Genomic DNA, 13876 nt, shown 5'->3' on the forward strand with positions numbered 1-13876 from the left:
TTTGCAGGCATTGGCCCGCGCCACGGAGGAGACCATCATGCCCAAGCTTATCGTCGTCACGCGCGAAGGAGAAGAACGCGAAGTGGAGGGCGAAACGGGCCTGAGCGTCATGGAAGTGATCCGCGACAACGGGTTCGACGAACTGCTCGCCCTGTGCGGCGGCTGCTGCTCGTGCGCGACCTGCCATGTCCATGTCGACCCGGAATTTGCGGCCAAACTCCCGCCGATGAGCGAGGACGAGAACGACCTGCTCGACAGTTCGTCGGACCGCAACGACTATTCGCGCCTTTCCTGCCAGCTCCAGTTCGGTCCCGAACTGGACGGCCTCAAGGTCACCATCGCCGCCGAGGATTGAGGTTGTTTGCGCGGTTCAGCGGACGCTGAACCGGTTGCGGCACCGGCCCGCTCCCCCACCCGGCCACCCAACGCCAGTATCCTATGGGTGGCCGGGTGGGGGAGCGGGCCGGTGCCGCTTCAACATCAACTCAGCGGCGCCAGCTTCACCACCGCCATTGGCGCGTCCTTGCTCAGCGGGGTCGCTTTCCACGTCACCGTGCGGCGCTTGCCGTCGGCCTTGGCGCCGTCCTCGTTATTCTGGCTGACGATCTCGCCATCGGTCACTAGCGTGAAGACGCCGTCGAGCTTCGACTTGTCGTCCATCTTGCCCTTCGCCGGCGAATCATTGTCGCCGAACGCCGGGGCCTTTAGCCGCACCATGTCCTTGCCGCGCAGTTCCAGAATCACGAACGGGAAGATCACCTCGGCGTCGACATTGAACGGCCACATGAAGCCGTGGGTCAGCTTGCCGCTGATCTGATAGTCGACCAGAAACACGCCGTCGCCCTTGTAGCTGACCGAGCGATAGCCCGCTTCCCTGGTCAGCGCCTCGCCGATCGCCTTGAACTTGGCTTCCTTCTTGGCCTTGTCCTCGGCCTTTTCCTTGGCGCTGTCCTCCGCGCTTTGCTCGGCCGCACCGCTGTCGGTCTCGTTGCCCGCGTCATCCGCCGCCTGCCACGACGCGGCTTGCAGCAGCGCGGTGTCGCTCGTTTCCTTCTTCTCTTCGTCTTTTCCGTCGCTCTTGAAGGCGTCGCCCATGCCCTTGGCCATCTCGCCCGCCAGATCGACCGCGATCACCTCGCCCTGATAGCTGAAGGTGAAGCTGCGGTCGGCCAGGATCGTCAGCGCCGCGGTGAACTTGCCGGGACTGAACGCGCAGCCGACCAGCAGCAGCGGCGCCATCACGGCCAGCGCCAGACCCCTTAGCGGCACGAACATCCTTCTTCCCCCCGTCAGCGCGACACCGCCGCATACAGCGCGATGGCCGCGGCATTGGACACGTTCAAACTCTCGATCCGCGGCGAGATCGGCAGCCGCGCCAGCTCGTCGCAATGCTGCGCGGTGTTGTGCCGCATGCCCTCGCCCTCGGCGCCCAGCACCAGAGCGGGGCGCGTGTCGCCCATCACCTGCGCCAGCGTGCCCTTGGCCTCGCCCGCCAGCCCGATCCGCCAGAACCCCGCCTCGCCGATCTCGTCGAGCGCCCGCGCCAGGTTCACCACGCGCACCCACGGCACGATCTCCAGCGCACCCGAAGCGGCTCGCGCCAGCGTGCCCGATTCGGGCGGGGTGTGCCGGTCATGCGTCACGATCCCCAGCGCGTCGAACGCCGCCGCCGAGCGCAGGATCGCGCCGACATTGTGCGGATCGGTGACATGGTCGAGCACCAGCAGCGGCCGCTGGTCGCCCGCGCCCTGATCGAGCAAGTCGCCGAGCCAGATTTCCTCGAGCGGATCGCACTCGATCACGATACCCTGATGCGGCGCGTCGGACGGCACCAGCCGCGCGAGGTCAGCCGCCTCGGCATAGGTAATCGGCAGTACCGGCGGCAGCTCCAGCGCCCCTAGCGCCTCACGCGTCCCCCACACCTTGCGCACCACGCGCTCGGGATTGGCGAGCGCCGCCGTCACCGGATGCCGGCCCCAGAAACGCGGACGCGCGCTGGATTGCGTGGAGGGGCGATGCCCGCGTTTCGGTCCCTTGCTCATGATGCTGCGCTTAGAGCGTTTCGGCCTGCGGCGGAAGCGGCACAAATCCCCCGCACAGGGCGTTGACACAGGGCAGCGGCTTCGGCATTGGCCCGCACTCGCTTCGGCGTGCCGCATGGAAGGGTGGCCGAGTGGTTAAAGGCAGCAGACTGTAAATCTGCCCGCGTGAGCGTACACTGGTTCGAATCCAGTCCCTTCCACCAAGCGCCTGTCCGTAGGCTTCCGAAATCATCCGAACATGTGTAGAACAGGCGCAGAAGCGCGCGGGTTCTAGCGTCCGGCATTGTCCGATCCGATCCAGCCCAAGCGCGACCCGTCCGGGGTATCGGCGGGGGTATGATTCGGAAATGGGGGGTAGCGATACCCCCACTGGAGGCGGGATGCTGACGGACACGCAGGTACGCAAAGCCAAGGGCGGCGAGAAGGCGTACAAACTCTCTGACAGCGGCGGGCTCTTCCTGCTGGTCTCGCCAACCGGCTCGCGGTCGTGGCGACTCAAGTACCGCTTCGGCAAGGTCGAGAAGCTGCTCACGTTCGGCATATACCCCGATGTGTCGCTGGCCGAGGCGCGCGAGCGTCGTGACGCCGCCAAGCGTGCCATTCGTGAAGGACGCGACCCGGGCGTCGAGAAGAAGCAGCAGAAGGCCGCGCAGGCGATCGGCACCGCACACACCTTCGAGGCATGCGCTCGCGCTTGGCATGCGCTCAACGCGCCTCGCTGGGGCAAGGTGCACGCCCGGAACGTCATCAACAGCCTGGAGGCCGATCTATTCCCCGCGGTCGGCGGCCTGCCGGTCAAGGATGTGACCGAAGCGCTCTTGCTGGACGCGCTGCGCAAGGTCGAGAAGCGCGGCGCGATCGAGACCGCCGCCCGCATCCGCCAGCGCGCCAGCGACGTCTTTGCCTATGCCGCGGCGGCGGGGCTCCGCACCGGTGACCCGGCCGCAGTGATCAAGTCGCTGCTCAAGCCCAAGCCCAAGGCCTCGAAGCAGCCAGCTATCACCGACATCGAGGCGCTGCGGCAGTTGATCCGCGATGTCGAGGCCGCTCCGGCCAGCCCAATCACCAAGCTCGCGAACCGGCTGGTCGCGCTGACGGCCGTGCGCTCGTCGGTTCAGCGGCACTGCAAATGGGAGCATCTGGAGGGCCTCGACGGCCCCTCCCCTCTGTGGCGCGTGCCGCCGTCCGAAATGAAGCTGATGCTCAGGCTGAAGGACGACGAGACGTTCGAGTTCCTCGCGCCGCTGTCGCGCCAGGCTGTTGAGGTCTTCGAGGCGATTCGTCCGCTGACAGGCCACTTGCCCTATGTCTTCCCGAACGACCGCCACGCCCACAGGCCAATGACCGAAAACGCGGTGCGAGCGCTGATCATCCGCGTCGCCGACGGGGCGTACCGGCACAAGCACTGCACGCACGGATATCGTTCGTCATTCTCGTCGATCATGAACGAGTGGCGACGCAAGGAAGGGCGGCCGGACGATCGCGAGGTGATCAACCTGATGCTGGCGCACGTCGTCGAGGACAAGGTTGAGGGAGCCTATAACAGAGCCGCGCATATGGAGCGCCGTGTAGAGCTGGCTCAAATCTGGGCCGATATGGTGCTAACCGATGCAGCGCCGGCCGCCACGCTGCTGGAGGGTCCGCGCAACTAAGCTCACCAGCCGCCTTGATCCTGATTGAAATCGTCGGGCGGCTCGGCATCGGGCGGGAAGTCGTCGGGCGGGGGAGGCATGGGCCGGGCGGGACGCAACGTCGGCGCACCGCCGCCGAACCGGATGCGTATCCACGCGGCTGTCGCGGACGGCTCTTGGAACAGGACCTCAAAGGGCTCGCCGTTCCTTATCTTGCTGCCGATCCACGGCGCTCGCTCGGCGGTCAGATAGCCGAGCTGAATGCCGCGGATGCTGAACACAGCTATCGCGTTCGGGTCGGCGGGGTTCTTAGGCTCAAGCCGCAGTTCGACGGGCTCGCCGGGCCTGCAGGCCAGCATCTCGAATCGGCGGTTGCCTTTCGGCTTGCCCTTATTCGGGAAGTCGAGACCGACGACGGCAAGACTCAGTTCGCGCTCATCCATCGATTGAAAATACCGGAATTTCCGGCAATTTGTCACGCATGGCCGCGCCGATCCGACCACTCCCCCGATTGCTGCAGCTCATGCGCGACAACCGCGTCTCGGTGAAGGCGGCGGCGGGGATCATCGGGAGGAGCGAAAGCTACCTGAGCAAGCGGCTCAAGGCCGACACCTATCTGCTCGACTTGCCGATCGAGGAGATCACGCGCCTCGCCCGGTTTCTGGGCGTGCCGCCGAGCGAGCTGGGGGGATAGATGGTGGAGCGGCCCGACGGGGTCGCACCGTCCTCGCACGCCCGGGGAGGGCGCTCGTCCGCTGGACGGGCCGCGCCCCTGCTGGTGCCGCTGGTCGCGGCGAACTGCAACAGCAGATCGTGCGTGCACATAGGGTCACGCACCTTTTTCGGGGCGCGGCGAAAATGGTTGGCATTCCCAACCTATCCATAGTCCGGCTTCGGATATGGCCGGGCTGGATACCGGCACCCCTTGGCGAAGCGCGGCTTGAGGAAGCGCAGATATCGGAACTGGCGCAGGGTGAGGCGCGTGGCGCGGTCGAGGTTCGCGAGCAGATGGGCGGCGCGCGGCGAGTTGGCCGTCTTGGCGTTCGTCGCCAGGCTGTTGTGATAGAACTCGCCGTCCAGTTCCCAGAAGATGCCGCGATGCTCACCGTGGAAGGTGAAGCCCGCCGCCTGATAGACGGTCCCGAACAAGCCGCAGCGCTCGTCGGCAAACGACTGAATCCACTTCACGTCCGGGCGCACGCGCCGGATCAGGCGGATTGATGCCGCCAGCGCCCGGCTCTCGCTGTTGCGGGGCGCGCGATCGTCCAGCCACATGCGGTTCAATTCGAGATACTCGCGCAGGCCGGTGCCGGTGACGACGCTGGCGCCCGAGGCCGGGTTCATGGCGAACCCATATTGCAGCACGCCGAGCAGCTCGCCGCCAATGAAGACGCCGAGGTGCAGCGTCGACGCGAGATAGACGCGCCGGCTGTAGTGGTTCGCGATGATGATGCGGTTGGCGAGGTCGCGGTCGATCGTGCGGACGTAGAACGCCGCCTCGCCGAACCCGATAGCCTCGCGCCGGCCGAGCAGATCGGCGGCCGGATCGAAAAGATAGCCGGTGGTTTCACCAGCAGCGCCGCCGACAAACGTCAGCGACGCGGGCGCGTTTAACGACTCCATAGGGAAAATGGCTCACGAAAGCCCTGCCCGTTGCGCGGGTGCGGGGCGTTGCGGCTGGGCCAGCCGCGCGTGACGGGTCTCCAGCCCGTCGGTTGCCGTGTTTCAGCACGGCACCCCCGCTCGGCCTACGGGGATTCCCGTAGACCTGCGGACGTGTTCAAAGAGGGTAGGATCCGAACTCGGCTGTTTTGCCGAGGAAATCGGTCAAAAGTGGCGGTTTTCTGCGGCCTTGACCCCGGATTCTAACCGAAAGGAAATCGGCATTGCACGGCGCTGCCGAACCGATCACGTCAGCGTGATATCCCACGCATCGGCCTCGAACGCTTCCCACGCGGCGACCAGCCCCTCTGACAGGTAGCTGTTGCAGACCGCGAAGCAGTGGATCGGCCCATTGAAGCCCGCGCCGTTGCCAACGTTAAAGCCGAGGTGAATGACGCCCGCCGAGAAGTCCGCGCCACCCGTGCCATTGCCGACCTCGACGTTGTTGACGCGCAAGCTCCAGTGCTTGTCCGAGGTCCGGTAGCGCGCCGTGATCACAAACCGATCGGTGAGGTCGATACCCGCAGTCACACTGCCCTGCACCGCGATCATCTGCCGCACCAGCCGCAGAGTCGTACCGCTACCCTGCATATCAACGCTTGGGCCGTTGTTGTTTACGCACCCGAACAGGGTGTTGTCGCCGTCGATACCACTGCCCGCCAGCTTGCCCACGATCAGGAACGTGAAGTCGCCCGTGCCTACGTCCACATTGCTGGGCACGTTATCATAGGTGCTCTTGGCAAATATCAGCGCCGGGTGCCCGTCCGCCGTACCGATGGTGGCTGGATTGCCCACGGATTGTAGCGTGCCGCTGCCCTGCGCCGCCAGCCAAACGTTCTGCCCGAGGCTGTTCGACAGACTGACATTGGCGTCCCAGCGCGCCATCAGGTCGGTCAGGTCATCGAGGCTGAACGGTGGGATGTCCGCTTCAGTCGCGGCCCCATCCGCAAACGTGTATTCCACGCTGGCGTGTGCGTTCTCCAGCAACATCGAGCCGCTGATGATCGTGCCAATATCGCCCGATACCTGTGTGTAGGTCGGGTTCGGATCGCCGGGCTCCAGCACAAACGGCGAGCCGAAGTCCACGCCATCGCGCGTGGGCTGCACCGTGATCGTGTCTGTGCGATACACTGCGGGGATCACATACGTCAGGTCCGAGCCTTCGACGCGCGTGCCCGAGACCGACAGCGCGGCGGCAGGTAGCTTGTAAGGCAGATACTGCCCAGTGCGAATGGCAGCCCAGGCAATGGACTTCGGCGTCGGGGCCTCGCCCACGTACCGATACAGGCCCCACTGCCCGCTGGTGCCCAGCCCCGTCGGGGAGTAATCGTTGAAGAAGGTCAGGCGCCGCGTCACGCCGACACCGCAGCGGCGAGCGAGTTCGGAAGCCGCGAAGTTGTGCACATCGCCCATGCGAGGGTCGTCGCGCCGGCGCTCCGCCTCCGTCATGTCATCTTCGAAATTATCGTGCTGGCCCCACTCGTAGAAGTCAGCCTCGATGTCCACCGGATCGAGCAGTTCGAGCTGATCCTCGACCAGCCCCGGGATCAAGGCGGCGCTTGCGTACAGCTGAGCGAAGTACTCGTCGTCGTCCGAGGGCAGCGGCGGCGTAGGATAGAAGTAGGGGGCGAAGGCGATCATCTTCACCACGCTGCTGTCGAACCCCGGATAATCCAGCAGCCACTGGGTGACCTGCGGGCTGCCCGTCTGCGAGCCGACGCTGGTGCGGACCCATGGGGCCTCCACAAGCAGAGCGGCGAAATTCTGCACCGCCCGGTCGGCCACGCCCTTGAGGATGATCTCCTGTTCGGTGCTCCCCGTCTGGCCCTCGAACAGGGCGACGGCGAGCAGCCAGCGGGTGGCTTGCGTCGCGAAGTTCCAGGCCTCGTTGTGAATCTCCACGATCGTATAGTCGCGCAGCTCCTCGTCCAGGTCGGCGTCCAGCATCGCGCCCAGCCCGGTGGCGTAGTTCTCGTTCGCGTTGAAGGGCATGTGCAGCCAGGGTCCAGCCTGGCCCACGTCGTTCGCAAGCTGGATGAGGTCAGGCCAGTAGCCGCCCATCGCGCCGTCGAAACCGCCGCTGAAGTTCGTCTCGGCCAGCGTCGCCACGGCCCCAGCTGCCAGCCCAGCGTTGTACTCATCCGAGCCGACGGGTGCCGTGTTCGTTCCAGCGAAGATGTTGACCATCAGCGGGATTTCGGCGTGCGCGTAGAGCTGGGCTGCGATCTGAGCGGCGCTGGTGGCCCCGGCTGCGGGTGTGACCACAATGTCCAGGTCGCCGTTCAGCGCCACCGAGCCAGCGCCCGAGGCGGCCAAGATCGTCAGGGTGAGCTCGTTGCCGCCCAAGCCTGTCCACATGGTGTCCGTGGCCATGCGCTCAGCCAGCAGCTCTGCCTGCTCATCGGTCTCGACGTAAGCTTTGACGACCAGCTTGAGCTTGCTCGATCCAGTGCCGTGCACCAGCTTCGCGCTGCGGTAGCCAAGCGCGTCCCGGCTGAGGGCGCGATCGGCCCAGTCGTCATAGAGTCGCGTGGGCATATGCGGGCTGTTGATGCCCTGCAAATCCAGCGTGCGGAAATAGTCCGCGTTGGCCTGAAGGCGAGCGACGAAGCCAGGATGCCAGGTGTCGGCGCTGACATACGCGCCCTCAGCGCCGGTGATCTCGCGGCAGTCGATGTTGGTGATGGGTGTGCTGGGAGTAGCCGTACACCGCACCTCGACGCCGGAGTTCGGCCCAGTGGTTCCCCCCGGAACGTCGAACTGGAACTCCCAGGTGTGCGAGTCGATCTGCACGACCGCGCCCTCGGTCGTGGCCGGGTCGGCGCTGACGTAAACGGTCGAGCCATCCCCACCGCCAGTCATGACGATGCGGAACCAGCCTGTGGTGCCTGCGCCGGGGTTCAGAACGTCGCGCGAGACGTAGCTCAGGCCCGCGGGCACCGACACCAGCGCGCCAGCGGCGTTGACGTGCGGGTAGGCTGTGTAGTCGTAGTCCCCAACCGGATCGATCCACGGGCGCTTCGCCAGCAGGTTGTTGTACGTCCGCTGGAAGCTGGGATTGACGTTGACGCCAAACAGCGCAGGCTCGGATGGTTCGGGCGCAGCCTCCACTGGGCCGACCTCGGCCGAGGTCGCGTCGGTCGTGCCCCCGTCACCGGACGCGGTCACCTTGAACGAGATATCGGCGCCCTCGTCGTCACCGACTAGCAGGTAGGTGGTGCCATTCGCCCCACTGATCGCTGAACTGTTGCGCAGCCAAGCGCGCGCCGAGACCGTGCCGTTGCTGATAGTGCCATCGCCGCCGGTTAGGGTTTCGCCAACCTGTGGCGTGCCGCTGATCGAAGGCTGCACGGACCAAGACGGCGCCGGCGTTGGGGAAGGCGTGGGCGTGCCATCTGCACTACGGCTGGCCGCGGCAGCGCGAATGACGGCGGCGGCAAGCGCCCTGGGAATGCGTGGTCGCGCCATTCGAACTTCCTTCGAGAAATTGACCCCGCCAGCTGGGCGGCGGGGTCAGAACAGGTCAGTCGGCGAGGTTGGCCGCCGTCGCGTCAGCATGGGCGTTGACCCGCGCTTCGAGCTGCTCGCGCGCTTCCTCGAGCTTGCGGGCATCGTCGGGTGACAGCTCGGCGGTCTCGCGGATTTCGTCGACCAGCGCGACGACCTTCTCGGCCGCAACGGCGAGCCCGGCGGTGGCGGGATGCAGCTTGGCGATGGCAGTGCCGATCTCCAGCGCGTGCGCGGCGATTTTCTTGATTTCCAAGGTGGCCTCCTATCGACCGAGGGCGGACTGGACGCCGGCGAGCGCGGCCTTGGCCTGCTCGAGCGCCGCACGGTAGCTCTTCGCATCGCCGACCCGCTGCGCCGCGGATGCGGCGTTGAGCCATCGCTGGGTCAGCCGGATGCCATCGCGGATTCGGATCGCGGTCGGGCTGTTCTTCACGATCGCGCCGGTGGCGACGAAGGCATCGATCACGCTCAGCGCGGCGTCGAACGACTTGAAAGCGATGCGAACCGCCTTGTCGTCGATCGTCACTGTGGCGGTGAGTTCCGCCGGCGGCGCGACCTGCAGCGCATCGGCGAGATCAGCCGCGACCACGGCGACCTGCTCGATCGCGTCCGTGCGGGACGGCGGCGCCGAGCCGGGCGGCTCGATGCCGGACATGGGGGTGCAGGCCACCGCGAGGCACGCGATGGCGCAGATGATCAGACGGCGCATGATGCGCTCCTTTCGTGGGATGCCGGCGACCCGCCGGCGGGGTCACTTCTTGACGATGGCCACCCGGTCCGGCGTGGCTTCTGCCATCTTCAGCTGCTCGGCGTGCGTGCGGCGGGCGTGCCACTGGCGATACGCCGCAGTGCCGATTGCGAGCAGCAGGCCGACGAACGCGAGGCCCGGCTCGCTGGCGAGCCAGTCGATCAGGGCCTTCACGTCGCGCTTGCCGAGGATCGCCACCAGCGCAGGCAGTGCGGCGACCAGCAACAGGATATCGCGAGCACCGGTCGCGGTCTGCGCGGGCGCTGGCGATGCCGAAACTTCGATCGGCTTATCGGGCGTGTCTGGATTGAGGTCAGTCATCTTCGCTCTCCGTTGGGGAAAGGGCGGGCATGACGCTGAGGTCGAGCGTCCCGGTCGTCTCGCCGCACCATGCGAGCAGGATTTTCGCGCGGCGGCCGTGCGGCTTTTCCGTCCAGTCCGCGTGCGGATAACACCGGCCCGTCACACCGGAGACCGCGCCGACCAATGCAGTCACGAGGCGATCGGGATCGCGGACGCCGTGTTCGCGCCATGGGATCGCGACGAGATCGATATCGCGGTTGAGCGACCCGTGGACCGTCAGCGCGTAGCCGAGATCCTTGGCTACGCGGCGCATCGGCGGCAGGATCAGGTCGAGCAACGCTCGATTATAGGCACCCTGCACGATATCATCGGCGTCGGTGCGCTCTCTCACGCGATCGCCTCCGCTAACAGCCCGGCGTACTTCTTCACCTGCCCGGTGCCGTTGTAGATCGCCACGAACGGCTCGCAGCTGCTCGGATCACCGGGGCGGCACGCGCGAAGCTCATCCTCGGCGCGCTTGCTCCGCACAAACCGCACGAAGCTGTCGAGATGCGCGGCCTCGCTCTTGGTCAGCGCGATCGCCATGTCGAGCGCATCACGATAGCCCAGCAGCCCGGCGTTCTCGCCCAGAACTTGGAACGCTCCCCAGCTGCATGCCTTGAACGCAGCATCAGGCGCCAGCGCGCAGGCGTCGAGCAGCTTGGGGTACTGCGCGCTGAGCGGACCATAGGCCCCGGCTTTCCATTGCCGATAGGACAGCTTCGGATGCGAGACGTTGAACTCGTGCCCGGACTGACGCGCGAAGACGTGCGGCTCATACAGGATCGAGGGGCGACCCTGATCGTCGAACGGCCCGCGCGGCGCTTCGACCTTGCGCACGCCCTTGATATGCCCCACGGGCACCCGCAGGTCACTGGCGGCCGCCGCGATGTCGTCCTTGGTCAGCGCCGGCGCGCTGCGGTTCGTCAGGGCCGCTATGACGGCCGCGCGCGTGCGCGGACCTGCCTTGCCATCATCCGGCCCCGGATCGAAGCCGAGCGCCATCAGGCGCCGCTGAAGCTGCGCTACGTCCATCATTCGTCCTTTCGATTGTCGGCGGCGACTATTGCTTGTCGCGGACGCCGAAGAGCACCTTGAGAGCGGCGAGCGCGCGGTCGCCGAACAGTTCGACGATCATGAGTCCCGAGAAGCCCAGACCGATCCCCATCATCACCGCCATGCCCGCGCCAAGCGGCTTTCCGTCGCCGAACTGGCCGGTCACCACCATGAACAGCAGGATCACCAGCAGCGCTGTCAGCGCGCGTTCCTGCCACAGCGACAGCTTGCGCAGCGGCGGCGGAGCGATGAACCGGGCGAGCAGCAGCCCGGCGACCGACAGCGCCAGCGCCATGATCGGCACATCGACGCCCGCGATCGTGACGATGGCGGGCCCGATGGTTGGCGCGGCGACCGCGGCAACGGCAACGCCGCCATCCTTCACCGCAATCCAGCCTTGTAGAGCGTCACCCCAACCGCGATGCACAGCACCAGTCCCCCAATCTTCAATTTGTCCCCGAAGGAGGTCCAGCGGAATGACAGCCGCACCGGCGGCGGCGCCGGGTCCGTAAACAGCCGGTGATCGACAGATTGCGCCGCCATCGTGGACAGGATGAACGAGCCTACCAGTGGGAAGGCGGTCAGGCCGTCGAAGAACCGGTCGAGCTGGAACAGCGCGAACATCGTGCCGTCGTCGGCCTCGCCCCACGAGAGCATGACGATCACATCGGGCAGCGCGCCGAACAGGATTGTAAGCAGGAAGCCGGATACGATCAGCCGGTGCAGCTGCAGCAGTGTCATCTCGACCCGCTTCGGGGCGCGGCGGACGCGGTTGTGGACGATCCGGTCGACCTCCCGCGCACGCCGCTCTTCGAGCATCGAGCCGATGAGCATCGCCAGCGCGATGGCCGAGATCAGGCTGAGGCTGAACAGCGCGAACGCATAGGCGACCGGGCTATCGTCGAAGACGGGCGGGAACCGCGGTGGCATCGCTCAACCCGCCTTCACTTCGCGCTGGTGCGCGCTGGCGAGCATCTGCAGGCCGAGGCGCGCCGCCTTCGTCGCTGGTCCGAACGGCTTCACGGCGTCCCCTTCCGTGCCCAGCGCCTCGATCTGCGTCAGCACGTCGGCGAATGCTGGCGAGGCGATCAGCTTGCCGACCTCCACCGCCTTCTCGGCCCGCAGTTTCGCATCATGCGCCTCGACCTGCGCGCGCATCTCGTCGATAGACAGCTTCGCCATCGTCATTTCTCCTGTGGTGGTGATTTTAGCCGTGCTGGACGTCGATGATCGGACGGCCGTCTCGGACCGCCCAGACCTTGCCGAGGCGGCGCATGTAGAGCGGAAGCGTCATATCGGGTTCCAGCACGGCCGCGGCGGTAATGCCGGTCCCGGCCTGTTGCGCGACCAGATACACGCCGACGCCGTCGCCAAGCGCATCCTCGATCGAGGCAAGCGTGGCCGGCCCGACATTGAGCGGGACCTGTCCGCTGAAGGCGATGCGATCGACGGTCTGACGCGCCGCTTCGAACGCCGCTTCCCACTCGGCAAGGTCGTCCTCGTATTGCTCGAGCTCAGAGGCATAATCAGGATTGATCAAGCCGGGGTCGATCGAACCAAACCCGGCCGGCGGCGTGGGCTTCGGATCGAGGTCCGACGCCCAGGTGTCGCCGCCGACCAGCGAAGGGTCCGTCGACTTCACAACGAAGCTGATTGCATCCGCCCAGTTGGTCACGAGCAGGCCGCTGGCATCCACGCCGCAGACGTCGCCAGGCGCGATCGTGCCGCAGCCCTCGGCTTTCGTCATGTACTCGGCATAGTCCGCGCCGCTGACGTTGACCGTGCCGCCAGCGTTGAGGGAGCGCGACGTTGTGGCGTCATAGCCAAACTTCACAGCGGCATTTGCTGCGTTCGCACCCCACCCACTCACGGCGATAAAGCTGGCGCAAGGTGCACCGGCGTTGCTTTCGACCCCAAGGATGACGTGGCCCGCCTCATAGGCTGCAACATTGCGACGGACGATGTGATAGCTTCCGCTCGCCACGCCGACGAGCAGGTTGCCTAAAGTATCAATCCGCCCTCGCTCAGTTGTGCCACCCGCCTTGAAGATCAGGTTGCCTTGGGACTGCTCGATCTCGGCACTCCACGCCTGATCAATCAGGGTGATCTTGGTGCCGTTTCCAACGGTATTTTCGAGTTGCAGAAGGTTGTTATCACCCCTTGCAATAGCGAGCCGGTAATTGCCGGGGTCGGTCTTGCCGATAGCAACATTACCGCCGCTAGGATTGAGCAGCAAATGCGTCCCGGCTCCACCAGCCAGCGCCTGGATGCAGCCCTTCCAGACTTCGCTTTCAGCAAAGTATCCTACGGTGACATTATAGGCAGAGTTGGCAGAGCTCTCCCCGATATAGACCTGACGAGCCGTGGCGACCGAAGTCGGGTTTGAAGTCGGGTGGATCGAAACCCGGCCCGTGACCTCCGCGCCAGTGCTGCTGAAGCGCACCCGTTCAGAGCCACCGGTCGCGAAGGCCATAATGTTGCTGCCGGGCCGAAAAGCGCCCGTGTCCTGATCCGACCCGAAGCGCATGCCCGGCGTGCCGACCGAGCCATCGCCGAACATGCCCTGGCCGGCATTGTCGACGACGTCCTGATAATCCTCGATCAGCTCGGCGACGTTCTTCGCCAGCGTGGCGAGAGCATCCTGCAGCGGCATGATCTCATAGGCCTGCCCGCTCGCCGTAGAACCGGCATAGTTGCGGGTCAGCGTGATCGACGTGGCCGAGTTGACCGAAGCGATCTGGTACAGGCGTTCATCGGGACCGCGCAGCGCGTCGCCAGCTTTTACATTCTCGACGAAAGCGGTGCCGGTGCCGACGACGGCCGCGCTGCCGTTGGTCACGGCAATGGTGCCGGTGCCATACCAGGTCATGCAGTTTCTCCGATTT

The 13876-nt window shown here is 65.8% G+C and carries 17 protein-coding genes and 1 tRNA gene; 4 read left to right on the plus strand and 14 right to left on the minus strand.

The window, feature by feature from the left end; translation table 11 throughout:
• The first annotated feature begins 37 nt into the window (after window positions 1–37).
• A complete protein-coding gene (locus tag M9978_RS16300) occupies window positions 38–355 on the plus strand; it encodes a 2Fe-2S iron-sulfur cluster-binding protein (protein WP_254295029.1) in 318 nt (105 codons plus the stop codon).
• A gap of 125 nt (window positions 356–480) precedes the next feature.
• Here M9978_RS16300 and M9978_RS16305 read toward each other — a convergent pair whose 3' ends face one another.
• Entirely contained in the window at window positions 481–1275 is a 795-nt protein-coding gene (locus tag M9978_RS16305; RefSeq protein WP_254295032.1) for a hypothetical protein, read from the minus strand.
• A gap of 14 nt (window positions 1276–1289) precedes the next feature.
• Window positions 1290–2042, minus strand: coding sequence for a TrmH family RNA methyltransferase (locus M9978_RS16310; protein WP_254295034.1), 753 nt, complete (start codon window positions 2040–2042; stop codon window positions 1290–1292).
• 117 nt (window positions 2043–2159) lie between these two features.
• Between M9978_RS16310 and M9978_RS16315 the strand changes: the two genes are divergently transcribed.
• Window positions 2160–2245, plus strand: a tRNA-Tyr gene (locus tag M9978_RS16315).
• Between the two features lie 177 nt (window positions 2246–2422).
• Entirely contained in the window at window positions 2423–3694 is a 1272-nt protein-coding gene (locus tag M9978_RS16320) for a tyrosine-type recombinase/integrase (RefSeq protein ID WP_254295037.1), read from the plus strand.
• A gap of 2 nt (window positions 3695–3696) precedes the next feature.
• Here M9978_RS16320 and M9978_RS16325 read toward each other — a convergent pair whose 3' ends face one another.
• Window positions 3697–4116, minus strand: a complete 420-nt coding sequence (locus M9978_RS16325) for an HIRAN domain-containing protein (protein WP_254295039.1) — start codon at window positions 4114–4116, stop codon at window positions 3697–3699.
• Window positions 4117–4196: 80 nt separating this feature from the next.
• Here M9978_RS16325 and M9978_RS16330 point away from each other — a divergent pair, with 80 nt between their 5' ends.
• Window positions 4197–4367 carry a hypothetical protein gene (locus M9978_RS16330; RefSeq protein WP_254295041.1) on the plus strand — a complete coding sequence of 57 codons (171 nt, stop codon included), beginning with the start codon at window positions 4197–4199 and terminating at the stop codon, window positions 4365–4367.
• A gap of 182 nt (window positions 4368–4549) precedes the next feature.
• Here M9978_RS16330 and M9978_RS16335 read toward each other — a convergent pair whose 3' ends face one another.
• From M9978_RS16335 to M9978_RS16385, 11 genes are all read right to left on the minus strand, one after another.
• A complete protein-coding gene (locus M9978_RS16335; RefSeq protein ID WP_254295043.1) occupies window positions 4550–5296 on the minus strand; it encodes a Mom family adenine methylcarbamoylation protein in 747 nt (248 codons plus the stop codon).
• 285 nt (window positions 5297–5581) lie between these two features.
• Window positions 5582–8803, minus strand: coding sequence for a hypothetical protein (locus M9978_RS16340; RefSeq protein WP_254295045.1), 3222 nt, complete (start codon window positions 8801–8803; stop codon window positions 5582–5584).
• Window positions 8804–8858: 55 nt separating this feature from the next.
• Window positions 8859–9098, minus strand: a complete 240-nt coding sequence (locus tag M9978_RS16345; RefSeq protein ID WP_254295047.1) for an aminoglycoside phosphotransferase/kinase family protein — start codon at window positions 9096–9098, stop codon at window positions 8859–8861.
• 9 nt (window positions 9099–9107) lie between these two features.
• Window positions 9108–9554 (minus strand): hypothetical protein, encoded by a 447-nt coding sequence (locus M9978_RS16350; RefSeq protein WP_254295049.1) that lies wholly within the window; start codon window positions 9552–9554, stop codon window positions 9108–9110.
• A gap of 42 nt (window positions 9555–9596) precedes the next feature.
• A complete protein-coding gene (locus tag M9978_RS16355) occupies window positions 9597–9914 on the minus strand; it encodes a hypothetical protein (protein WP_254295052.1) in 318 nt (105 codons plus the stop codon).
• A complete protein-coding gene (locus tag M9978_RS16360) occupies window positions 9907–10287 on the minus strand; it encodes a hypothetical protein (RefSeq protein ID WP_254295054.1) in 381 nt (126 codons plus the stop codon). Before M9978_RS16360 ends, M9978_RS16355 begins: the two co-directional genes overlap by 8 nt.
• Window positions 10284–10970: an N-acetylmuramidase domain-containing protein gene (locus M9978_RS16365; protein WP_254295056.1), complete on the minus strand. Its 687-nt coding sequence runs from the start codon at window positions 10968–10970 to the stop codon at window positions 10284–10286. The genes M9978_RS16360 and M9978_RS16365 overlap by 4 nt, the downstream gene beginning before the upstream one ends.
• Window positions 10971–10998: 28 nt before the next feature.
• A complete protein-coding gene (locus tag M9978_RS16370) occupies window positions 10999–11376 on the minus strand; it encodes a hypothetical protein (protein WP_254295058.1) in 378 nt (125 codons plus the stop codon).
• Window positions 11373–11921: a hypothetical protein gene (locus M9978_RS16375; RefSeq protein ID WP_254295060.1), complete on the minus strand. Its 549-nt coding sequence runs from the start codon at window positions 11919–11921 to the stop codon at window positions 11373–11375. Before M9978_RS16375 ends, M9978_RS16370 begins: the two co-directional genes overlap by 4 nt.
• Window positions 11922–11924: 3 nt before the next feature.
• Entirely contained in the window at window positions 11925–12173 is a 249-nt protein-coding gene (locus M9978_RS16380; RefSeq protein ID WP_254295062.1) for a hypothetical protein, read from the minus strand.
• Between the two features lie 25 nt (window positions 12174–12198).
• Window positions 12199–13860 (minus strand): hypothetical protein, encoded by a 1662-nt coding sequence (locus M9978_RS16385; protein WP_254295064.1) that lies wholly within the window; start codon window positions 13858–13860, stop codon window positions 12199–12201.
• Between the last annotated feature and the right edge of the window lie 16 nt (window positions 13861–13876).

This window comes from Sphingomonas tagetis (genome assembly GCF_024211275.1).
In the GTDB taxonomy this organism is placed as follows: Bacteria; Pseudomonadota; Alphaproteobacteria; order Sphingomonadales; family Sphingomonadaceae; genus Sphingomonas; species Sphingomonas tagetis.

Excerpts from the sequence above, each read along its gene's own strand:
- M9978_RS16300 (WP_254295029.1), top strand. The coding sequence starts at position 38 with ATGCCCAAGCTTATCGTCGTCACGCGCGAAGGAGAAGAACGCGAAGTG.
- M9978_RS16305 (WP_254295032.1), bottom strand. The coding sequence starts at position 1,275 with ATGTTCGTGCCGCTAAGGGGTCTGGCGCTGGCCGTGATGGCGCCGCTG.
- M9978_RS16310 (WP_254295034.1), bottom strand. The coding sequence starts at position 2,042 with ATGAGCAAGGGACCGAAACGCGGGCATCGCCCCTCCACGCAATCCAGC.
- M9978_RS16320 (WP_254295037.1), top strand. The coding sequence starts at position 2,423 with ATGCTGACGGACACGCAGGTACGCAAAGCCAAGGGCGGCGAGAAGGCG.
- M9978_RS16325 (WP_254295039.1), bottom strand. The coding sequence starts at position 4,116 with ATGGATGAGCGCGAACTGAGTCTTGCCGTCGTCGGTCTCGACTTCCCG.
- M9978_RS16330 (WP_254295041.1), top strand. The coding sequence starts at position 4,197 with ATGCGCGACAACCGCGTCTCGGTGAAGGCGGCGGCGGGGATCATCGGG.
- M9978_RS16335 (WP_254295043.1), bottom strand. The coding sequence starts at position 5,296 with ATGGAGTCGTTAAACGCGCCCGCGTCGCTGACGTTTGTCGGCGGCGCT.
- M9978_RS16340 (WP_254295045.1), bottom strand. The coding sequence starts at position 8,803 with ATGGCGCGACCACGCATTCCCAGGGCGCTTGCCGCCGCCGTCATTCGC.
- M9978_RS16350 (WP_254295049.1), bottom strand. The coding sequence starts at position 9,554 with ATGCGCCGTCTGATCATCTGCGCCATCGCGTGCCTCGCGGTGGCCTGC.
- M9978_RS16355 (WP_254295052.1), bottom strand. The coding sequence starts at position 9,914 with ATGACTGACCTCAATCCAGACACGCCCGATAAGCCGATCGAAGTTTCG.
- M9978_RS16365 (WP_254295056.1), bottom strand. The coding sequence starts at position 10,970 with ATGGACGTAGCGCAGCTTCAGCGGCGCCTGATGGCGCTCGGCTTCGAT.
- M9978_RS16375 (WP_254295060.1), bottom strand. The coding sequence starts at position 11,921 with ATGCCACCGCGGTTCCCGCCCGTCTTCGACGATAGCCCGGTCGCCTAT.
- M9978_RS16380 (WP_254295062.1), bottom strand. The coding sequence starts at position 12,173 with ATGGCGAAGCTGTCTATCGACGAGATGCGCGCGCAGGTCGAGGCGCAT.
- M9978_RS16385 (WP_254295064.1), bottom strand. The coding sequence starts at position 13,860 with ATGACCTGGTATGGCACCGGCACCATTGCCGTGACCAACGGCAGCGCG.